The following is a 19,117-nucleotide window of genomic DNA, read 5'->3' as shown; positions in this document are numbered from 1 at the left end:
TGGCAAGCATTGATTTAAAAATTTTTATCGACGCGCCAAAGGCTTAGCGCAGGGTTGGCCTGAGCCGCCAAGGGGAGAATAATGCGCGCTTTGCGTTAATGGAGAGTCCCCCTCATGTGGTTTCGTAACCTGCTGGTTTATCGCCTCACCCAAAACGCCCCCTTCGATGTCGAAACACTCGAAGTCGCACTGGCCGCCAAACCGGCGCGTCCCTGTGCCAGCCAGGAGCTGACCACCTACGGTTTCATCGCCCCCTTCGGCAAAGGCGGTGATGCGCCACTGGTGCATGCCAGCGGCGACTTTCTGCTGATCGCGGCGCGCAAGGAAGAACGCATCCTGCCGGGCAGCGTGGTGCGCGATGCCCTGAAGGAAAAAGTCGACGAGATCGAAGCCGAGCAGATGCGCAAGGTCTACAAGAAGGAACGCGACCAGCTTAAGGACGACATCGTGCAGACCTTCCTGCCGCGGGCCTTTATCCGCAAGTCGGCGACCTTCGCCGCCATTGCCCCGAAGCAAGGCCTGATCCTGGTCGACGCCTCCAGCCCGAAACGTGCGGAAGACCTGCTCTCCACCCTGCGTGAAGCAATCGGCTCACTGCCGGTACGCCCACTGACGGTGAAGATTGCCCCCAGCGCTACCATGACCGAGTGGGTCACAACGCAGAAAGCCGCCGACGACTTCCATGTACTCGACGAGTGCGAGCTGCGCGACACCCACGAAGATGGTGGTGTGGTGCGCTGCAAACGCCAGGACCTGACCAGCGACGAAATCCAGCTGCATATGACCTCCGGCAAACAGGTCACTCAACTGTCGCTGGCCTGGCAGGACAAGCTGTCGTTCATGCTCGACGACAAACTGGTGGTCAAGCGCCTGCGCTTCGAAGATCTGCTGCAGGATCAGGCGGAGCAGGATGGCGGCGATGACGCCCTCGGCCAGCAGGACGCCAGCTTCACCCTGATGATGCTGACCTTCGTCGAGTTCCTCCCGGCGCTGTTCGAAGCCCTGGGCGGCGAAGAGACGCCACAGGGCATCTAAGGGGTCGCCCGCGAGCAGGACCCAACCCGCCAGGCTCGTTCAATCCGCGCCACTAGAGCCTATTTGCATGCTTCATGAGCGCCAGCGTAATCCGGGAGCGCCTCCCGGATTGCGCCCAGGCTTATCCACGCTACCAGCTCGACCCTGTGGCCCGTGCCATGCGGGAGCCCGATAACGGTTGCTGCGGTTGCTGCTCAGAGTCGTGAGCCAGCCTGTAATCACACCTGCAACAAACGCTCACGCAGCTTGTGGATCTCGTCACGCACCTGTGCGGCGGCCTCGAACTCCAGATCTCGGGCCAACTGGTACATCTTCTCCTCCAGCTGGCGGATGCGCTTGGCAATCTCGTTCGGCGAACGCAGCTCGTTCTCGTAGCGCGCACTTTCTTCCGCCGCCTGAGCCATGCCCTTGCGCTTCTTGCTGCGCGAACCCGGCACCGTGGCGCCTTCGAGAATATCCCGGACGTCCTTGAATACCCCCTTGGGGGTGATGCCGTTGGCCGCGTTGAAGGCAATCTGCTTGTTGCGCCGCCGCTCGGTTTCGCCGATGGCGCGCTCCATCGAGCCGGTCATGCGGTCGGCATAGAGAATGGCCCGACCGTTGAGGTTACGCGCCGCGCGGCCGATGGTCTGGATCAGCGAGCGTTCGCTGCGCAGGAAGCCTTCTTTATCCGCATCAAGAATCGCTACCAGCGAGACCTCCGGCATGTCCAAGCCTTCGCGCAGCAGGTTGATACCGACCAGCACGTCGAATGCACCGAGGCGCAAGTCACGGATGATTTCGACCCGTTCCACCGTATCGATGTCCGAGTGCAGGTAACGCACCTTGGCGCCATGATCGGCCAGGTAGTCAGTCAAGTCCTCGGCCATGCGCTTGGTCAGCGTGGTGACCAGCACCCGCTCGCCCAGAACCACGCGCTTGTGAATTTCCGAGAGCAAATCATCGACCTGGGTCAGCGCCGGACGCACCTCAATCTGCGGGTCGACCAGGCCGGTCGGCCGCACCACTTGCTCGATCACCCGCCCGGCATGCTCGGCCTCGTAGTTGCCCGGCGTGGCCGAGACGAAAATGGTTTGCGGGCTGGCCGCCTCCCATTCCTCGAAACGCATCGGCCGGTTATCCAGCGCCGAGGGCAGGCGAAACCCGTACTCGACCAGGGTTTCCTTGCGCGAGCGGTCACCCTTGTACATGGCGCCGACCTGCGGCACCGAGACATGCGACTCGTCGATTACCAGCAAGGCCTGATCCGGCAGGTAGTCGTATAGGGTTGGCGGCGGCTCGCCCGGCCCACGTCCGGACAGATAACGGGAATAGTTTTCGATGCCGTTGCAATAACCCAGCTCGAGGATCATCTCCAGGTCGAAGCGCGTGCGCTGCTCCAGACGCTGCGCCTCGACCAGCTTATTGGTACTGCGCAGGTACTCCAGGCGCTCGACCAGCTCGACCTTGATTTTCTCCACCGCCTCCAGCAGCACTTCGCGCGGGGTGACGTAATGGCTCTTGGGATAGAAGGTGAAGCGCGGCAGCTTGCGGATCACCTCGCCGGTCAGCGGATCGAACGCGGACAAGCTCTCCACTTCGTCATCGAACAGCTCGACGCGCACGGCCTCCAGCTCCGACTCCGCGGGAAACACATCGATCACGTCGCCGCGCACCCGGAAGCTGGCGCGGGCAAAATCCATATCATTGCGCGTGTACTGCAAATCGGCCAGGCGGCGCAGCAGTTCACGCTGGTCCAGCTTATCGCCGCGATCGACGTGCAGCACCATTTTCAGGTAAGACTCGGGGCTACCCAGGCCGTAGATGCACGACACCGTGGTGACAATGATCGCATCCGGACGTTCCAGCAGCGCCTTGGTCGCCGACAGGCGCATCTGCTCAATGTGATCGTTGATCGAGGCGTCCTTCTCGATAAAGGTGTCCGAGGAAGGCACGTAGGCTTCCGGCTGGTAGTAGTCGTAATAGGAAACGAAATACTCCACCGCGTTGTTCGGGAAGAAACTCTTGAACTCCCCATACAGCTGAGCGGCCAGAGTCTTGTTCGGCGCCAGAATCAAGGTTGGCCGCTGGATCTGCGCGATCACGTTGGCGATGCTGAAGGTCTTGCCCGAGCCTGTCACGCCGAGCAGGGTCTGGTGCGACAAACCCGCCTCAATGCCTTCCACCATCTGCCGAATGGCCTCCGGCTGATCGCCGGCAGGCTGGAAACGGGTGACCAGTTGGAACTTGGACATGACTAACCTCGACGGACGACTGTGACGCGATCTGAAAGCGTACGTCAAAACAGTTGAAATGCGTGTACCCGCTGTCGCGACGCACGTTATGGGTCGTTATACTACCGACCCACTTACGCAACCCCTAACGGGGCGTTGCAAACACTCACCCTTCTTCATTCGAGCTGCCGCATCCATGAGTCTGTTCTCTGCCGTCGAAATGGCTCCGCGCGACCCCATTCTGGGCCTCAACGAAGCATTCAACGCCGATACCCGCCCCACCAAGGTCAACCTCGGTGTTGGCGTGTACACCAATGAAGATGGGCGAATTCCGCTATTGCGGGCCGTGGCAGAAGCAGAAAATGCGCTGACGGCCACCCATGCGCCCCGTGGCTACTTGCCGATCGAGGGCATCGCCGCTTACGACCAGGCCGTGCAAACCCTGTTGTTCGGCGCCGACTCGGCCCTAATGAAGGAAGGCCGGGTGATTACCGCCCAGGCCCTGGGCGGTACTGGTGCACTGAAAGTCGGTGCAGACTTCCTCAAGCGCCTGCTGCCTGACGCAGCGGTCGCCATCAGCGATCCGAGCTGGGAAAACCACCGCGCCCTGTTCGAGGCGGCAGGTTTCCCCGTGCGCAACTACCGCTACTACGATGCCTTCAGCAATGGGGTGAATCGTGGCGGCCTGTTCGAAGACCTGAAAAACCTGCCCGCCCGCTCGATCGTGGTGCTGCACGCCTGCTGCCACAATCCGACCGGCGTCGACCTGAGCATGGACGACTGGCAGGCCATTCTCGAAATTCTTCGTGAGCGCGAGCACGTACCCTTCCTCGACATCGCCTACCAGGGCTTTGGCGACGGCATCGAAGAAGACGCCTCCGCCGTGCGCCTGTTCGCCGAGTCCGGCTTGACCTTCTTTGTCTCCAGCTCTTTCTCCAAGTCGTTCTCGCTGTATGGCGAACGAGTGGGCGCGCTGTCCATCGTCACTGGTTCGAAAGATGAAACCGCTCGGGTGCTATCGCAACTCAAGCGCGTAATCCGCACCAACTATTCGAACCCGCCGACCCATGGCGCCAGCGTGGTCGCCGCGGTGCTCAACAACCCCAAACTGCGCGCCATGTGGGAAGCCGAACTGGGCGAAATGCGCGAACGCATCCGCGCCATGCGCCTGGCCATGGTCGAGCAATTGACCGCCCTGGGCGCCAAGCGCGACTTCAGCTTCGTCGCCCAGCAGCGCGGCATGTTTTCCTATTCGGGCCTCACCACCGAGCAGGTGGAACGCCTGAAGAGCGAGTTCGGCATCTACGCTGTCGGCACCGGGCGCATCTGCGTCGCCGCGCTGAACCAGCGCAATCTGCCGGTCGTTACCCAGGCCATCGCCCAGGTTCTCTGAGCCAGTCAGGGGAAGCCAGAGACTCTTGACTTCCCCTTATTAATCATTAGGATACGCACCGTTATTCCGTGATAGCTCAGTTGGTAGAGCAAATGACTGTTAATCATTGGGTCCCAGGTTCGAGTCCTGGTCACGGAGCCAAATTCGAGAGCCCAGCCATCCAGCTGGGCTTTTTATTGCAATGGCATCGCCAATGTCGCTGGCGAACAACTCATCGAAACACAGCACCCTGACCTCGGCGCTCAGCTCACGAGCCAAAGCCCGCAAGGGATTAGCCGCGCCGGTCAACTGAAACAGGCGGCAGTGCACCCAGCGCATGAAATGATGGAAATGCTGACGTCGCGCGGGCACTCGCAGGCGTTGATAGAACTGATCCATCAGCCAGGTCTTGCCGCGCCCTACCGGCCCCCAGAAATAAACCCCGCTGACTGGCTGCGCACCGCCCTCTGGTTGAGGCAACGCCTGATGGCAACTTTCCAGCGCCCTCACGGCCTGACCTCTACTTCTGGCGAGTGCTAAAAATGGGGGGATTACCTTGCAGGATGAGGCTGGCGTTCACCTGCACAATGCAAAAAGGCCGGTCATTGACCGGCCTTTATCTTCTAGGGTATCGGTTAATTGATACTCAGCTTGTCACGGTTTTTCGCCAGGATGGACTCGCCGATGCCCTTGACCTCAAGCACCTCATCAACCGAGGTGAATGCGCCATGGGCTTCACGGTACGCCACTATCGCCTTGGCCTTGGTCTCGCCGATACCGCTCAGCTCACGCTGGAGCGTGGGAGCATCGGCCGTATTCAGATTGACTTTGCCGACCTCGGCTACGGCTACTTGCACCGCCGCGGGCTTCGCGGGTGCAGTATTGGAGGTTTCGGCGGCGGAGACGCTGAGAGCGACTGCGGTCAGAACAGCACACAGCAGGGAAGAGAGATAGCGCTTATGCATGTTGGAACTCCATTTCAGAAAAGCTCAAGTCAATTGTGCGCAGCGCGGGACTTCCATGCGCCGCGCACTTCAAGTTAGCCGCCAGCATCACCTTGTCAAATTCGCTGGAGTATTTTGTTGACGAATTTTCGCTACTCCGCACTGATCGACACCTATTTTAATTAGAAAATACTATCAACTTCATCCTAATGAATTATTTAGCCAATCACTCTGGAGCCACTACCCTGACAGGCAAACGCTAATACCTCTCATTAGAGACGCGCCATGTTCAAGACCATAACCTTTACCCTGATGCACTTCTGCATCGCCTTTGCGGTGACCTATACGCTGACCGGCAGTGTCGCGGCCAGTGGCCTGGTGGCCGTCATCGAGCCCCTGTGCAACTCGGTAGGCTTCTACTTTCACGAGAAAATCTGGCAGCGCCTGGAGCATCGTTCGAGCCAAACAGCAGAATTACCGAAACATGCCTGGCTGCACCACCAGGCATGAGCATCTGTGATGACTAGCGAACAGCTGGCGGCAGCCTTCATTGCGCTGGCGCCCGATAGCTTCACAACCACCGCCAATCGCGTGGACACACCTTGCAAGCCCCCATGGCCACACCGCATGCTCGCCCGATCAACAGTTCAAGGAACGACCATGCCCCATTTGCACATCCGCAGTGCCCAGCGTGACGATGTCGCGTTGATTCTCGGCTTCATCCGCGAACTGGCCGAGTACGAGAAGCTCAGCGATCAGGTGGTCGCCGACCCTGCACAAATGACCGAACACTTGTTCGGCACGCGGCCCTTTGCCGAAGTGCTGATCGGCGAAGTCGATGGTACGGCCGCAGGCTTTGCCCTGTTCTTCCACAATTACTCGACCTTCCTTGGCAAACCCGGTATCTATCTCGAAGATCTCTATGTACGCTCCAGCGCCCGCGGCACGGGGCTGGGCACGGCCTTGCTCGGCAAGCTGGCGGGTCTGGCTATAGAGCGCGGCTGCGGACGTCTGGAATGGTCGGTGCTGGACTGGAACGAACCGGCCATCGGCTTCTATCAGCGCCTGGGCGCTGAGCCGCTGGATGACTGGACGGTGTATCGCCTGACCGGCCCGGCACTGCACGGCCTGAGTCAAAAATCGGCTTGACCGGCACTTTGTGTAGGTCTCATTGTCTTACTTCATCACCTCAATCAATCCGCTCTTTTTTAAAGGGATTTAAGTCATGCCGCTGGTATATCGCCTCGCTGCTCTGCTTTGCGGCATAACTCTCGGTGGGCCATTGCTGGCGGCCGACATCGACGCGCAAAGCTATGGTTATCCACTGACCAATCCGTTCGAGGCGACCATCGCCACCACACCACCCGAACTGCAACCGAAACTGCCGGCCGATGCCGACATTGACCAGCAGGACTACCGGATCAAACTGCGCCCGGAGCGCGAGTTCGAATTGCCGGATAACTTCTGGCCGGTGACCAAGATGGGTTATCGCCTGGCCACGCAAAAAGGCGAGGCCCCGCTGATTTTCATCATCCCCGGCACGGGTATGCCTTACACCAGCAGTACGGCGGAATACCTGAAAAAATTGTTCTACGGCGCCGGATACCACGTGGTCCAGCTATCCTCACCGACCAGCTACGACTTCATGAGCGCCGCCTCGCGCTTCGCCACACCCGGCCTCACCAGCGAAGATGCCGACGACCTGTACCGGGCGATGCAGGCCGTGCGCGCCCAGCATCCGCACCTGCAGGTCAGCGCCTTCCACCTGACCGGTTACAGCCTGGGCGCCCTGCAAGCGGCATTCGTCAGCCAGCTCGACGAAACCCGCCGCAGCTTCAACTTCAAACGTGTGCTGCTGCTCAATCCGCCGGTCAACCTCTACACCTCGACCAACAACCTCGACCGCCTGGTACAAACCCAGGTCGAAGGCATCAACAGCAGCACCACCTTCTACGAAACCGTACTGGCCAAACTGACCCGCTATTTCCAGGCAAAGGGTTATGTTGACCTCAACGAGGCGATGCTCTTCGACTTCCAGCGTTCCAAGGAGCAGCTGTCCGACGAGCAGATGGCCATGCTGATCGGTACGGTGTTCCGCTTCGCCGCTGCCGATATCGCCTTCACCTCAGACCTGATCAACCGGCGCGGCCTGATCACCCCGGCGGGTTACCCAATCAACGACAGCACCAGCCTGACACCGTTCTTCAAACGCGCGCTGCAATGTGACTTCGACTGCTACATCACCGGTCAACTGATCCCGATGTGGCGGAGCCGCCTTAACGGCGGCAGCATTACCCAGATGATCGATCAGGTCAGTCTCTATGCCGTCGAAGACTATTTGAAAAACTCCAGCAAGATCGCCGTAATGCACAATGCCGACGATCTCATTCTTGGCCCTGGCGACCTGGGTTTTCTGCGCAAAACCCTTGGCGACCGCCTGACCGTCTATCCGTTCGGCGGGCACTGCGGCAACCTCAACTACCGCGTCAACAGCGACGCCATGCTGGAGTTCTTCCGTGGTTAAGCCTCTTGCTACAGCCCTGTTGCTGACCCTGCTAATGACCAGCGGCCTGACTCAGGCCCAGCATCACGCCGATGCAGACGGCTTCAAGCGCCCCCTGCAACACCTGCAGTTCAATCCGGGCCTGGATCAGCGCGAATTCGAACGCTCGACCCTCGTCGCCCTGAATGTCTATGACCCCCTGGAGTCATGGAACCGGCGGGTCTACCACTTCAACTACCGCTTCGATCAGTGGGTGTTTCTACCCATAGTCGACGGTTATCGCTATGTCACCCCGACTGTCGTGCAACATGGGGTGAGCAACTTCTTCAGCAACCTAGGCGATGTGCCCAACCTGCTCAACAGCCTGCTGCAGTTCAAAGCCAAGCGCTCAATGCAGACCACTGCCCGCCTGCTGCTCAACACCACCATCGGCGTGGCCGGGCTGTGGGACCCAGCGAGCCGCATGGGCCTGCCAAAACAGCGCGAAGACTTCGGCCAGACATTGGGCTTCTATGGAGCACCTGCTGGCCCTTACCTGATGCTGCCACTGCTCGGCCCCTCCAACCTGCGCGACACCGGCGGGCTGGTGGTGGATTTCAGCGCCAAGAGCCAGGTCAACTGGCTCAACGTTGCCGAAGCCAGCAACAGCCATCCAGAAATCTTTTTGCTCGAGACGACCGATCAGCGCTCCACCGTCAACTTCCGTTACGGCCAGCTCAACTCGCCGTTCGAGTACGAGAAAATTCGCTACTTTTACAATGAGTCGCGCAAGCTGCTGATTGTCGAATAAGCCGACCTGCTTGACCACAGGGTCGCCCCAGGGTTTTAACCTGTGGCGACCCTGGTTTTTTCTGGAGCACCTCCATGCGTGTCGCCCAACTGGCCAAAGCCGCTGCCGTCAGCGCGGAGACTGTGCGCCATTACACCGATCTCGGCTTGTTGCGCCCCGCGCGCGATCCGCATAACGGCTATCAGCACTACACCAACGACGATCTGCAGCGCCTGCGTTTTATCGCCCGTGCGCGCCGCCTGGGTTTCAGTCTCAAGGACGTACAGAGCATTCTCGCCCGCGCCGACAGCGGTACCGCGCCCTGCGGCGAAGTCCGTGACCTGCTTGGCGAGCGCATGCTGGCCCTGCAGACGCATATCGAGGAATGCCAGCGCCTGGCCCTGGTGATGCGCGATGCGCTTGACGAGTGGGCCGACAAGCCCGAATGCGCCCCGGACGGCCAGGCCATCTGCCGGTTGATCGAGGATTTCGAATTACCCGGCGAAAACCGTCCAGCCACGCTCTGCCCCGCCCACTGAGCATCTAATAAACCGAGGGTAAACCCGCGAATTTAGCAACCATAGATCTGATTGATAATAATAGGATGGGTATATTCCAAGCCTAATCGCCAGCAAGCCGCTGGGCGAGCCAGCCGTGCATTACGGGCCATTGGTGATGAATACCCAGGAAGAAATCGAGCAGGCGCTGCGCGATTTTCGTGATGGCGTGCTGGCCTGATCGCGGCGCATGAATGTCGAGCCTATGCGCATGTGCAAGGACTGCAATACCGGGTGGAGGACACTTTACCCACCAGCAACGATGCTCGATGAAAAAAGCCTGATCTAGCCTACCCAGCTCTCAAGCCCAGCTGCCACCTGGGAAATCGCCCACCCCTGCGGCAGCGATGAGCTGAAGCGCATCGCCGCTCTGCCCCCCTACGACAGAGTTATTGTGCGTAGCGGCGGTACAGGCCCGGTGGTACGCCGCTGCTGTCGGTCGGCTGCCACGGCCCTTGCGGATTGGTCGCCCAACTCCAGCCACTGCTCCAGCGGTAGTAGGTGCGCTCGCGGTAATACAGATCGCGCGCGCCTGCGACTACATAGACACCCAACCCCGCGTCCCAGTGGCTTTGCGCCCCTGGCGGCGGCGCATAGCGCGGGTGTGACTTGGTCACCGGCAATTGACCGGTCGGCGCCGTGCTCTGCACCGCACAGCCGGCAAGACTGGACAAGCCGATGGCCAGGACAATCGCTAGCCATCGGCTCATTGCGCTTGGCCTTCGGCGGTGTCGATGGTCAGTTGTTGCGGCTCGGTGCTGCTGCTGGCCAATGGCTGGCTGCGGCCAATCCATTCGCCGGCGGTGGCATTGCCGCTGCGCGAAATACGCGCGATCAACAGCACCTGCTCGAATCCGGAAAGCTTCAGCTGCGGCATCATCGCGTCGCTGTCCGACAGGCTGACCTCGGCTGGCAGATCGGCCACGGTCAGGCGCTTGACCGCCAGCGGCATCGGCGGACCGGACGCGGCACGGGCGAACACGAACACGCTGTCATTCGGCTGTACCTTGTCTTTTAGTGCCGCTGCCAAGTCGACCTTGACCGTCAACTGCCCGGTCGCGGCGGCAGCCGGCGTAGCGTCCGTCGGCGCAGCCAGGCGTTCTCGGGCACGCTCGATTCCGCCCTGAATGGCTTGGCGTGAGGGGTCCTGCTCCGGCAATACCGCGACCAGGCGATCCCAGAAACCAATGGCCGCCTCGAAACGCCCTTCTTCATAGGCGGCGATCCCGAGCAGGCCGAGGCTGGTGACTTCCTCCGGGTCGGCCTTCAACGCTTCATCGGTCAGCGCCTGCAGCTGCTCGGTCCATTGTTTGTCGCCAGCGAAGTACAGGGCCTGCGCCCACTGGCCGAGCAACTCCGGCTCGCGCCCGCTGATCTCCACAGTCCGCTCGAAGGCAGTGGCAGCCTCAGCGGCCCGCTCCTGGGCCATGTAGGTACGGCCGAGGAAGTACCAGCCTTCGGCGGACGTCGGGTCAGCCTTCACCGATGCTTCCAGACGCGTGGTCATCGCTTCGATGGTCTGCGGCTGCTCGGCGAAGGTCCGCGCACGCTCGACATCGTCGATTGCACCCCAGTACAGGTACAAGCCGTAGCCCAGCAGTGGCATCAGCAAGGCGGCGGTCAGCGGCACCTTGCTGCCGAGCACACCGACCCTGGCTTTACTCTCGGCACCGTCAGTGTCGGCCAACAGTTCACGGGCCGCTTCGTCGCGACCGTTTTGCCATTGCTCATCACTCAGCGCACCGGCCCCATGCTGAGTCTCCAGCTCCTGCAGGCGCTCCTGATAGAGGGTGACATTTAATGCGGTGCGGTCTTCTTCGGCCTGGGCCTTACGGCCTCGCAGCACCGGTATCAGCAGAAAACCCAGGGCAGCCAGCAATAGCAGGCCGGCGGACAGCCAGAATTCGATCATCAGTCTTTCTTATCCTGAGGCGTTTGATTTAACAGGGCAGCCAGGCGTTGCTGCTCATCGGCGGAAAGACCGCTCGAACCCGCAGATTTCTTGCCCCGACGACGCAGTACCACCACGCCGAGCAGCACGAAGCCAGTGACCAACAGACCTGCAGGGCCGTACCACAGCAACAGCGTGCGCGTCGTGACCGGCGGTTTGTAGAGGACGAAATCGCCGTAGCGCGACACCAGGAACTCAATGACCTGCTCGTTGCTCTGGCCCTCCCCCAGCATGCGGTAGACTTCGGCACGCAGGTCCAAGGCAATCGGCGCATCGGAGTCGGCGATGTTCTGGTTCTGGCACTTGGGGCAACGCAGCTCTTCAATCAGGTTGCGATAACGCTGGCGCTGCGCCTCGTCGGCGAATTCATAGGTATCGATCGCCGCCTGAGCGGTGCCGAGCAAGGCCAGGCCGAGCACTGCGGCACTGAGTAAACGCCTCATGGCGTGACCTCATCGACCAGCGTTTGATACAGCGGCGCCAGTTGTTCGCGCCAGACCCGCTCGTCGATCACGCCAACAAACTTGTGGCGGATGATGCCGTCCTTGTCGATCAGGAAGGTCTCTGGCGCGCCATACACGCCCAGATCCAGACCCAGCGAGCCATGCGCATCGTCGATATTGAGCTGGTAGGGATCGTGGAATTCGGCCAGCCACTTCTGCGCCGCAGCGTTTTCATCCTTGTAATTGACCCCATGGATGGTCACGCCCAGCTGCGCCAGCTTGTTCAATACCGGGTGTTCGACCCGGCAGGATACACACCAGGTGGCCCAGACATTGACCAACGCCGGCTTGCCCTTGAGATCGTCCTGGCTGATGGCTTCACCGCCCTCTACCGCCGGCAGGGAAAACCCCGGAAATGGCTTGCCGATCAACGCCGAAGGCAGCTCGGACGGATTGAGAAACAGGCCACGGTAGAGGAACAGCGCCACTGCGAGAAAGACCGCCAACGGCAACAACAGGATCAGCCGCTTCATGCTTGCGCCCCCGCCATGCCCAGAGCTTCACGCACCCGAGTGGTCACCTTCATCCGGTAGCGCTTATCGGAAGCCGAGAGGAAACCACCAAAGCCCATCAGCAAGGCGCCGAACCAGATCCAGCGCACGAACGGCTTGATGTGCACGCGCACGGCCCAGGCGCCGTCTTCCAGCGGCTCACCCAGCGCCACGAACAGGTCGCGGGTGATGCCGGCGTCGATTCCGGCCTCGGTCATCACCGACTGCTGCACGCTATACAGCCGTTTCTCCGGGTACAGCACAGCAATCTGCTGGCCGTCTTCGAGGATCCGCACGGTGCCTTTGTCCGAGGTGAAATTCGGCCCTTCGAAGTGTTCGGCGCCCTCGAAGATGAACTGGTAACCGCCCATCTCCACCGAGTCGCCCGGCGCCATGCGCATGTCGCGCTCGAAGCTGCCTGTGCTGGTGAGGATAACCCCAAGGGCGCACACGGCCAGGCCGAGGTGCGCCGTCTGCATACCCCAATAGCTGCGGGTCAGGCTTGGCAGGCCCTTGAGTAGGCCCTTGTGGCGGGTCTTGGCATAAATGTCGCGCACCCCGGCCAATACCACCCAGCCAGCCAGCAGACAGACACCCAGCACCGCCCAGCTGAAGTCGCCGAGCATAAAGGTCGCCAGTACCGCCAACGCCCCACTGCCGATCAACACCGGAGCCAGCATGCCAAGCAGCCAACGCAGCGGCGTGTCCTTCCAACGCACCAGCACGCCTATCGCCATCATCGCCATCAGCAGACCAATCAGCGGCACGAACAGCGCGTTGAAGTACGGCGGACCGACCGACAGCTTGGCCCCGGTCATGGCATCCAGCACCAGCGGATAGAGGGTGCCGAGCAGAATCATCGCGGCCGCCACCACCAGGATCAGGTTATTCACGAACAGCAGGGTCTCGCGCGACCACAGGGCGAAACCGACCTGACTCTTGACCACCGGTGCACGGATGGCGAACAGGGTCAGCGAACCACCGACCACGATTAGTAGGAAGGCCAGGATGAACACGCCACGCGCAGGGTCGGTGGCAAACGCATGCACCGAGGTCAGCACTCCGGAACGGACCAGGAAGGTGCCGAGCAGGCTCAGGGAGAAGGCGGCAATCGCCAGCAGCACCGTCCAGCTCTTGAACACGCCGCGCTTCTCGGTCACCGCCAGCGAGTGAATCAGCGCGGTGCCGACCAGCCATGGCATGAAGGAGGCGTTCTCCACCGGATCCCAGAACCACCAGCCGCCCCAGCCAAGCTCGTAATAGGCCCACCAGGAGCCCAGGGCGATACCGATACCGAGGAAGGCCCAGGCGACGACGGTCCAGGGCCGCGACCAGCGCGCCCAGGCCGCATCCAGCTTGCCGCCGAGCAAGGCGGCGATGGCGAAGGCGAAGGCCACCGAGAAACCGACGTAGCCCATATACAGCATCGGCGGATGGATGATCAGACCGAAATCCTGCAGCAGTGGATTGAGGTCGCGGCCGTCTACCGGACTGTTCGGCAGCAAGCGTTCGAACGGGTTGGAGGTGACGATAAGGAACAGCAAGAAGCCGACGCTGATCATGCCCATCACGCCGAGCACGCGGGCGAGCATCTCCTCGGGCAACTGCCTAGAGAAAATCGACACGGCGAAGGTCCAGCCGGCCAGAATCAGCGCCCAGAGCAGCAGCGAGCCTTCATGCGCGCCCCACACCGCACTGAATTTGTAGTACCAGGGCAGCGCGCTGTTGGAGTTGTGGGCCACATAGGCGACGGAAAAGTCGTCGACCATGAAGGCATAGGTCAGGCAGATAAAGGCAAATACCAGGAAGGCGAACTGGCCCCAGGCCGCCGGTACGGCCAGGCTCATCCACTGCCGGTCACCGCGCCAGGCACCGATCATCGGCAAGCTGGCCTGCACCAGGGTCAGGCACAGCGCCAGAATCATTGCCAGGTGGCCAAGTTCGGGGATCATTGCGCACCCCCTTGTTGAGCCGCGTCATATTTTTGCTTCATTGCACTTTGCTCCAATGCATGCATGACTTCCGGGGGCATGTAGTTTTCATCGTGCTTGGCCAGCACCTGGTCGGCGATCAGCACGCCATCGGCATTGACCTTGCCCATGGCCACGATGCCCTGGCCTTCACGGAACAGATCCGGAAGGATGCCGCTGTAGCGAATAGTCACGTTTTCTGCCCCGTCGGTCACCACGAAATCGGTTTCCAGAGAGTTGCTGGAGCGCGTGACCGAGCCCTCTTCCACCAACCCACCGGCGCGGATACGCGTGTCCTGCGGCGCCTCGCCGTTGGCGATCTGGGTCGGGGTATAGAACAGGTTGATGTTCTGTTGCAGCGCACTCAGCGCCAAGGCCACGGCGACACCCACACCGGCCAAGATCGCCAAGACGATGAACAGGCGCTTCTTGCGAACAGGATTCATTGCAACTTCTCCCGGCGCAAACGACGCGCCTCGTCTTGCAGGTAACGGCGGCGCGCCAACAGCGGCAGCGCAACATTCAGCGCCAGCACAGCCAGGCTGATGCCAAAGGACGACCAGACATAGGCACCATGAGTACCCATGGCGAAAAACGCGGCAAACGAGGTGAAGCTCATAGACCTTTCTCCACCTGAGCTTTGACCTCAGCCTTGGCCCAACTGCTGCGTGCCTCACGCTTGAGTACCTCAAGACGCATGCGCAGCAACAATACGGCAGCGAAAAAACAGTAGAAGCCAAGCACCATGATCAGCAGTGGCAGCCACATTTCCAGCGGCATGGCCGGTTTCTCGATCACGCTGAAGGTGGCAGGTTGGTGCAGGGTGTTCCACCACTCCACCGAGTATTTGATGATCGGGATGTTGATCACCCCGACGATGGCCAAGACCGCGCAAGCCTTGGCCGCGCTGTCGCGGTTGCTGATGGCCTGGCCGAGGGCGATCACGCCAAAATACAGGAACAGCAGGATCAGCATCGAGGTCAGGCGCGCATCCCAGACCCAGTAAGCACCCCAGGTCGGCTTGCCCCAGATGGCACCAGTCACCAATGCGATCACAGTCATCCAGGCACCGATCGGCGCGGCCTGTTGCACCGCGACATCGGCGAGCTTCATTTTCCATACCAGGCCGACCACCCCTGCCACCGCCAGCATGACGTAGACCGACTGGGCCAGAAATGCAGCAGGGACATGGATATAGATGATGCGGAAGCTGTTGCCCTGCTGGTAGTCCGGCGGTGCAAACGCCAGGCTCCAGACCAGCCCAACCGCCAGTAAGACTACGGCAGCCGCACTCAGCCAGGGCAGCAAACGCCCGCTGATATGGTAAAACCACTTGGGCGAGCCCAGCTTGTGAAACCACGTCCAGTTCATCAGATCACTCATCATTCTCCGAGGTAATGGCCGCGCATTGGCCGTCCTCGGTAGCACGGTTGTAGATCACTCGCCGACGCTAATCGTCAGACCGGCGGCAATGGCAAAAGGTGTCAACGTCACCGCTAATGCAGTGAGGCTGGCCAGCCACAACAGGTGGCCAACCGCCGGCAATCCTTGCAGGCTGGCTTGCAACGCCCCACTGCCAAGAATCAACACTGGGATATACAGCGGCAGAATCAGCAGCGCCAGCAGCAGGCCACCACGCTTGAGGCCCACCGTCAGCGCCGCACCAACCGCGCCAAGCAGGCTCAACACCGGCGTACCGAGCAGCAGCGAGAGTAACAGCACCGGCAAGCAGCGCCCGGGCAAACCGAGCATCAAGGCCAGCAAGGGTGCCAGCAGCACCAGAGCCAGGCCGGAAAGCAACCAGTTTGCCAGTACCTTGGCCAATACCAGAAGAGGCAGGGGGTGCGGCGAAAGGACCCACTGCTCTAGTGAGCCATCCTCGAAGTCGCTGCGAAACAAGCCATCCAGCGAGAGCAGCACTGCCAATAATGCCGCCACCCACACAAGACCCGGGGACAGGGTTTTCAGCAGCTGGGTATCCGGCCCCACGGCCAACGGAAACAGGGCGATCACAATGGCGAAGAACACCAGCGGATTGGCCAACTCGGCAGGCCGGCGAAACAACAGTCGTGCTTCGCGTGCGACCAACAGACTAAACACATTACTCATAGGATACGCTGCCCCAGATCAAGCTCGCGGTAACCAGCAGGCTTGACCGTCAACGTGTGATGGGTGGTCAGCAGCACCAGACCGCCCATTTCGCAGTGCCAGGCCAGATGGTTTTCCAGTTGCGCCACGGCGAGCTTGTCGAGGGCGGTGAAAGGTTCATCGAGGATCCACAACGGCGGCCCGTCCAGGTACAAGCGGGCCAGCGCGACACGCCGCTGTTGGCCAGCAGACAGGGTATGACAGGGCACATCCTCGAAACCGCGCAGGCCAACGGCCTCCAGCGCCTGCCAGATCGCCGCGCGCTCGGCCGGACGATGCAACGCGCATAACCAGGCCAGGTTCTCTTCGGCAGTGAGCAGACCCTTGATCCCGGCGGCATGGCCAATCCACAACAGGTTACGTGCCAGCTCGCTGCGCTGCGAGCCCAGCGGCTGGCCATTCAGGCGGACTTCGCCGGCCGTCGGCTGCATCAGCCCGGCGAGCAAACGCAGCAGACTGGTCTTGCCGCTGCCGTTGGGGCCGGCAATCTGCAACATCTCGCCGGCCGCCAAACGCAGCTCGAGCCGCTCGAACAGCATGCGCCAATCCCGCTCACAAGCGAGCGCCACGGCTTCAAGAAGAGGGCTGGTCACAGCATATGCACCTAAAAAGCGGTTCAAGTCGGCAGTGTCCCGGCCGCTATACTGACGCAAGTTAAATGCGCAGCCGACCTGGACGGGGCGCGATTATACATGCCATGCCCTGCCCCCGCAGTGGGCATTTTCGACAGGGTGTAACCCGCCAATGAGCGAAATCAGCAGTTCCCGCCCCATAGCGCCAACCCCGCCGAGCAGTCGTGCCAGCGCACCGGCCAGTGATCTGGCACTAAAGCTGCTGCAGCCGCTGCAAGGCCTGCTGGCCAGCGGCGAGACCGCCAAGGCCGAGGTGGTCGCCCTCAAGGAAGTGGCGCAGAGCTTCCAGCTGCTGCTCAAGCTGACGTTGGACAATGGTCGCCAGGCAACCCTACAGGCGAGCAGCCCACGCCCCCTTGCCCAAGGCACCGCGCTGGTGGTCACGGCACTGTCGGAAAGTCGCCTGGCGGTGGCCCTACTCGCCGGCGGTGAAAAAGCCCTGACCAGCCTGGACCTCGAACAACTGCCGATCGGCACTTTGCTGCAAGGCAAGGTCGTGGCGCGCGAACAGCTGGTCCAAGCCAAAGCACAGCAGGTGCTCTACAAGGTGGTAGTGAGCCTGCTCAACACCCCGCTGGCTGGCAGCAAACTGGCGCTGGAAACCCCTCTGGCGCTGCCCCTCGGCAGCCTGCTCAGCGCTCAGGTGCAAGGCAGCCAGGCCCTGAATTTCCTGCCCCTCAGCGGGCGTCTCGATCAGCTCGAGTTAAGCCAGCAACTGGCTAGCCAGCAAAACCGCCAGGGCTCACTGGAAGGCTTGTTCAAAGCCCTGCAAGGCGTAGGGGGCAAGACGGCACTGCCGGAAGGCCTGCGCAGCAGCATCGATAAACTGTTCAACACCCTGCCCGATGCCACTCAACTCAGCACCGTTAAAGGGCTGAGCCAGGCCATGGAAAATAGCGGCCTGTTCCTCGAAAGCAAACTGCTCGGCGGCCAGGGCCATGCCCTGCCGACGGACATGAAAGCCAACCTGCTGCGTCTGATCAGCCAACTGCTGCCCACTCTGGCGAGCGGCGCACCGCTGGCCACGGCCAACGCCAGCGCAGCCATGGCCCAGGTGCTGCCGGCATTCGCCCGCGACATACTCGGCTCCCTCGGCCAATCCAGCGCACGCCAACAGGCATTACGCTTTCCCCTGCCATCGCGCCTACTGCAGTCAATGGAGGGCGAAGCGGACCTGCAAACCCTGCTGAAACTGGCCGCTGCCGCCGTCTCGCGCCTGCAAACCCACCAACTGTCCAGCCTGGCGCAGAGCCAGGTCGGCCCGGACGGCAACCTGCTGACCACCTGGCAACTGGAGCTGCCCATGCGCGACCAGCGCGAATTGGTGCCCTTGCAGGTAAAAATCCAGCATGAAGAGCCGCAGAAGTCGCCGGGCAACGAACCCAAGGAAGCGCTGTGGAAGGTCGAGCTGGCCTTTGACCTGGAACCGCTGGGGCCGCTGCAAGTGCAGGCGCAACTGGCCCGTGGCAGCCTGTCCAGCCAGCTCTGGGCCGAGCGCCCGCGCACCGCCAGCCTGATCGACGCAGAGCTGAACACGCTGCGTGAACGCCTGACCGCCGCCGGCCTGAATGTCGGCGAACTGGCCTGCAATCAAGGCACGCCACCCCAGGGACCAAGAACCAGCCTGGAACAACGCTGGGTTGACGAAACCGCATGAAAAAAACCGCACCGCGCCAAGCCATTGCCCTGACCTATGACGGGCAAAACGCCCCCAACCTCAGCGCCAAGGGCGATGACGAGTTGGCCGAAGCGATTCTCGCCATCGCCCGCGAATATGAAGTGCCCATCTACGAGAATGCCGACCTGGTGCGCCTGCTGGCACGCCTGGAGCTGGGCGAGGCGATCCCCGAGCAACTGTATCGCTGCATTGCCGAAATCATCGCGTTTGCCTGGCACTTGAAGGGCAAGTGCCCAGCGGGTTTCCAGCGCGACAACGACATCACCCCGCCACTACCGCTGCTCGACGGCCCACCACGCTGAAGAGCAGAGCCAGGCTGCAGATGGCAAGGATTCAGAGTCGGTGAAAACA

The 19,117-nt window shown here is 61.3% G+C and carries 21 protein-coding genes, 1 tRNA gene and 2 pseudogenes; 11 read left to right on the top strand and 13 right to left on the bottom strand.

What is annotated here, in order from left to right; translation table 11 throughout:
• Positions 1-114: 114 nt before the first annotated feature.
• Positions 115-1,035: a recombination-associated protein RdgC gene (rdgC, locus tag B2D37_RS03720; RefSeq protein WP_079201452.1), complete on the top strand. Its 921-nt coding sequence runs from the start codon at positions 115-117 to the stop codon at positions 1,033-1,035.
• A gap of 218 nt (positions 1,036-1,253) precedes the next feature.
• Here the strand turns inward: rdgC and uvrB are convergent, their stop codons facing one another.
• On the bottom strand, positions 1,254-3,269 hold the full coding sequence (uvrB, locus tag B2D37_RS03715) for an excinuclease ABC subunit UvrB (protein WP_079201451.1): 2,016 nt from the start codon (positions 3,267-3,269) through the stop codon (positions 1,254-1,256).
• Positions 3,270-3,444: 175 nt separating this feature from the next.
• On the opposite strand from uvrB, the gene B2D37_RS03710 reads away from it, so the two are divergent.
• Together B2D37_RS03710 and B2D37_RS03705 are read left to right on the top strand one after the other, a co-directional pair.
• On the top strand, positions 3,445-4,641 hold the full coding sequence (locus B2D37_RS03710) for an amino acid aminotransferase (RefSeq protein ID WP_079201450.1): 1,197 nt from the start codon (positions 3,445-3,447) through the stop codon (positions 4,639-4,641).
• Between the two features lie 65 nt (positions 4,642-4,706).
• A tRNA-Asn gene (locus B2D37_RS03705) sits at positions 4,707-4,782 on the top strand.
• Positions 4,783-4,815: 33 nt separating this feature from the next.
• Here the strand turns inward: B2D37_RS03705 and zapE are convergent.
• Positions 4,816-5,172, bottom strand: a pseudogene (gene zapE / locus B2D37_RS03700) (AFG1/ZapE family ATPase); the annotation flags it as partial.
• Between the two features lie 83 nt (positions 5,173-5,255).
• Positions 5,256-5,585, bottom strand: coding sequence for a helix-hairpin-helix domain-containing protein (locus B2D37_RS03695; RefSeq protein WP_079201449.1), 330 nt, complete (start codon positions 5,583-5,585; stop codon positions 5,256-5,258).
• Between the two features lie 264 nt (positions 5,586-5,849).
• Here B2D37_RS03695 and B2D37_RS03690 point away from each other — a divergent pair, with 264 nt between their 5' ends.
• The 6 genes and pseudogenes from B2D37_RS03690 to B2D37_RS03665 form a co-directional block, all read left to right on the top strand.
• Complete coding sequence (locus B2D37_RS03690; RefSeq protein WP_079201448.1) at positions 5,850-6,074, top strand: DUF2061 domain-containing protein; 225 nt, start codon at positions 5,850-5,852, stop codon at positions 6,072-6,074.
• A gap of 150 nt (positions 6,075-6,224) precedes the next feature.
• Positions 6,225-6,713, top strand: a complete 489-nt coding sequence (locus B2D37_RS03685) for a GNAT family N-acetyltransferase (protein ID WP_079201447.1) — start codon at positions 6,225-6,227, stop codon at positions 6,711-6,713.
• A 76-nt stretch (positions 6,714-6,789) separates the two neighbouring features.
• Complete coding sequence (locus B2D37_RS03680; RefSeq protein ID WP_079201446.1) at positions 6,790-8,088, top strand: serine/threonine protein kinase; 1,299 nt, start codon at positions 6,790-6,792, stop codon at positions 8,086-8,088.
• A 34-nt stretch (positions 8,089-8,122) separates the two neighbouring features.
• A complete protein-coding gene (locus B2D37_RS03675) occupies positions 8,123-8,857 on the top strand; it encodes a VacJ family lipoprotein (RefSeq protein ID WP_079204892.1) in 735 nt (244 codons plus the stop codon).
• 74 nt (positions 8,858-8,931) lie between these two features.
• Positions 8,932-9,375 (top strand): MerR family transcriptional regulator, encoded by a 444-nt coding sequence (locus tag B2D37_RS03670; RefSeq protein WP_079201445.1) that lies wholly within the window; start codon positions 8,932-8,934, stop codon positions 9,373-9,375.
• Positions 9,376-9,457: 82 nt separating this feature from the next.
• A pseudogene (locus B2D37_RS03665) lies at positions 9,458-9,574 on the top strand (pirin-like C-terminal cupin domain-containing protein); the annotation flags it as partial.
• Between the two features lie 208 nt (positions 9,575-9,782).
• Here the strand turns inward: B2D37_RS03665 and B2D37_RS03660 are convergent.
• The 10 genes from B2D37_RS03660 to ccmA form a co-directional block, all read right to left on the bottom strand.
• Positions 9,783-10,103, bottom strand: a complete 321-nt coding sequence (locus B2D37_RS03660; RefSeq protein ID WP_079201444.1) for a hypothetical protein — start codon at positions 10,101-10,103, stop codon at positions 9,783-9,785.
• Positions 10,100-11,305, bottom strand: a complete 1,206-nt coding sequence (gene ccmI, locus B2D37_RS03655; protein WP_079201443.1) for a c-type cytochrome biogenesis protein CcmI — start codon at positions 11,303-11,305, stop codon at positions 10,100-10,102. The genes B2D37_RS03660 and ccmI overlap by 4 nt, the downstream gene beginning before the upstream one ends.
• A complete protein-coding gene (locus tag B2D37_RS03650) occupies positions 11,305-11,787 on the bottom strand; it encodes a cytochrome c-type biogenesis protein (RefSeq protein WP_079201442.1) in 483 nt (160 codons plus the stop codon). Before B2D37_RS03650 ends, ccmI begins: the two co-directional genes overlap by 1 nt.
• Positions 11,784-12,320 carry a DsbE family thiol:disulfide interchange protein gene (locus B2D37_RS03645; RefSeq protein ID WP_079201441.1) on the bottom strand — a complete coding sequence of 179 codons (537 nt, stop codon included), beginning with the start codon at positions 12,318-12,320 and terminating at the stop codon, positions 11,784-11,786. Before B2D37_RS03645 ends, B2D37_RS03650 begins: the two co-directional genes overlap by 4 nt.
• On the bottom strand, positions 12,317-14,290 hold the full coding sequence (locus B2D37_RS03640; protein WP_079201440.1) for a heme lyase CcmF/NrfE family subunit: 1,974 nt from the start codon (positions 14,288-14,290) through the stop codon (positions 12,317-12,319). Before B2D37_RS03640 ends, B2D37_RS03645 begins: the two co-directional genes overlap by 4 nt.
• Positions 14,287-14,754 (bottom strand): cytochrome c maturation protein CcmE, encoded by a 468-nt coding sequence (ccmE, locus tag B2D37_RS03635; RefSeq protein ID WP_079201439.1) that lies wholly within the window; start codon positions 14,752-14,754, stop codon positions 14,287-14,289. Before ccmE ends, B2D37_RS03640 begins: the two co-directional genes overlap by 4 nt.
• A complete protein-coding gene (gene ccmD / locus B2D37_RS03630; RefSeq protein ID WP_079201438.1) occupies positions 14,751-14,927 on the bottom strand; it encodes a heme exporter protein CcmD in 177 nt (58 codons plus the stop codon). Before ccmD ends, ccmE begins: the two co-directional genes overlap by 4 nt.
• Positions 14,924-15,682: a heme ABC transporter permease gene (locus tag B2D37_RS03625; protein WP_154067154.1), complete on the bottom strand. Its 759-nt coding sequence runs from the start codon at positions 15,680-15,682 to the stop codon at positions 14,924-14,926. Before B2D37_RS03625 ends, ccmD begins: the two co-directional genes overlap by 4 nt.
• A 63-nt stretch (positions 15,683-15,745) precedes the next feature.
• On the bottom strand, positions 15,746-16,417 hold the full coding sequence (gene ccmB / locus B2D37_RS03620) for a heme exporter protein CcmB (protein ID WP_079201436.1): 672 nt from the start codon (positions 16,415-16,417) through the stop codon (positions 15,746-15,748).
• Positions 16,414-17,049 carry a cytochrome c biogenesis heme-transporting ATPase CcmA gene (ccmA, locus tag B2D37_RS03615; RefSeq protein ID WP_079201435.1) on the bottom strand — a complete coding sequence of 212 codons (636 nt, stop codon included), beginning with the start codon at positions 17,047-17,049 and terminating at the stop codon, positions 16,414-16,416. The genes ccmB and ccmA overlap by 4 nt, the downstream gene beginning before the upstream one ends.
• A gap of 151 nt (positions 17,050-17,200) precedes the next feature.
• On the opposite strand from ccmA, the gene B2D37_RS03610 reads away from it, so the two are divergent.
• Both B2D37_RS03610 and B2D37_RS03605 read left to right on the top strand, forming a co-directional pair.
• Positions 17,201-18,745 carry a flagellar hook-length control protein FliK gene (locus B2D37_RS03610; RefSeq protein ID WP_079201434.1) on the top strand — a complete coding sequence of 515 codons (1,545 nt, stop codon included), beginning with the start codon at positions 17,201-17,203 and terminating at the stop codon, positions 18,743-18,745.
• Positions 18,742-19,068, top strand: a complete 327-nt coding sequence (locus B2D37_RS03605) for an EscU/YscU/HrcU family type III secretion system export apparatus switch protein (protein WP_079201433.1) — start codon at positions 18,742-18,744, stop codon at positions 19,066-19,068. Before B2D37_RS03610 ends, B2D37_RS03605 begins: the two co-directional genes overlap by 4 nt.
• Positions 19,069-19,117 lie beyond the last annotated feature (49 nt).

It is taken from the genome of Pseudomonas sp. CC6-YY-74 (assembly GCF_002025205.1).
Lineage (GTDB): Bacteria > Pseudomonadota > Gammaproteobacteria > Pseudomonadales > Pseudomonadaceae > Aquipseudomonas > Aquipseudomonas paeninsulae.
The sequence above is the reverse complement of the archived record's forward strand: the minus strand, read 5'-3'. Positions and strand labels throughout refer to the sequence as shown.

Excerpts from the sequence above, each read along its gene's own strand:
- ccmI (WP_079201443.1), bottom strand. The coding sequence starts at position 11,305 with ATGATCGAATTCTGGCTGTCCGCCGGCCTGCTATTGCTGGCTGCCCTG.
- ccmD (WP_079201438.1), bottom strand. The coding sequence starts at position 14,927 with ATGAGCTTCACCTCGTTTGCCGCGTTTTTCGCCATGGGTACTCATGGT.
- B2D37_RS03605 (WP_079201433.1), top strand. The coding sequence starts at position 18,742 with ATGAAAAAAACCGCACCGCGCCAAGCCATTGCCCTGACCTATGACGGG.
- B2D37_RS03680 (WP_079201446.1), top strand. The coding sequence starts at position 6,790 with ATGCCGCTGGTATATCGCCTCGCTGCTCTGCTTTGCGGCATAACTCTC.
- B2D37_RS03685 (WP_079201447.1), top strand. The coding sequence starts at position 6,225 with ATGCCCCATTTGCACATCCGCAGTGCCCAGCGTGACGATGTCGCGTTG.
- B2D37_RS03695 (WP_079201449.1), bottom strand. The coding sequence starts at position 5,585 with ATGCATAAGCGCTATCTCTCTTCCCTGCTGTGTGCTGTTCTGACCGCA.
- B2D37_RS03610 (WP_079201434.1), top strand. The coding sequence starts at position 17,201 with ATGAGCGAAATCAGCAGTTCCCGCCCCATAGCGCCAACCCCGCCGAGC.
- B2D37_RS03675 (WP_079204892.1), top strand. The coding sequence starts at position 8,123 with ATGACCAGCGGCCTGACTCAGGCCCAGCATCACGCCGATGCAGACGGC.
- ccmB (WP_079201436.1), bottom strand. The coding sequence starts at position 16,417 with ATGAGTAATGTGTTTAGTCTGTTGGTCGCACGCGAAGCACGACTGTTG.
- B2D37_RS03650 (WP_079201442.1), bottom strand. The coding sequence starts at position 11,787 with ATGAGGCGTTTACTCAGTGCCGCAGTGCTCGGCCTGGCCTTGCTCGGC.
- B2D37_RS03645 (WP_079201441.1), bottom strand. The coding sequence starts at position 12,320 with ATGAAGCGGCTGATCCTGTTGTTGCCGTTGGCGGTCTTTCTCGCAGTG.
- B2D37_RS03670 (WP_079201445.1), top strand. The coding sequence starts at position 8,932 with ATGCGTGTCGCCCAACTGGCCAAAGCCGCTGCCGTCAGCGCGGAGACT.
- B2D37_RS03690 (WP_079201448.1), top strand. The coding sequence starts at position 5,850 with ATGTTCAAGACCATAACCTTTACCCTGATGCACTTCTGCATCGCCTTT.
- B2D37_RS03660 (WP_079201444.1), bottom strand. The coding sequence starts at position 10,103 with ATGAGCCGATGGCTAGCGATTGTCCTGGCCATCGGCTTGTCCAGTCTT.
- B2D37_RS03710 (WP_079201450.1), top strand. The coding sequence starts at position 3,445 with ATGAGTCTGTTCTCTGCCGTCGAAATGGCTCCGCGCGACCCCATTCTG.
- ccmE (WP_079201439.1), bottom strand. The coding sequence starts at position 14,754 with ATGAATCCTGTTCGCAAGAAGCGCCTGTTCATCGTCTTGGCGATCTTG.
- B2D37_RS03640 (WP_079201440.1), bottom strand. The coding sequence starts at position 14,290 with ATGATCCCCGAACTTGGCCACCTGGCAATGATTCTGGCGCTGTGCCTG.
- uvrB (WP_079201451.1), bottom strand. The coding sequence starts at position 3,269 with ATGTCCAAGTTCCAACTGGTCACCCGTTTCCAGCCTGCCGGCGATCAG.
- rdgC (WP_079201452.1), top strand. The coding sequence starts at position 115 with ATGTGGTTTCGTAACCTGCTGGTTTATCGCCTCACCCAAAACGCCCCC.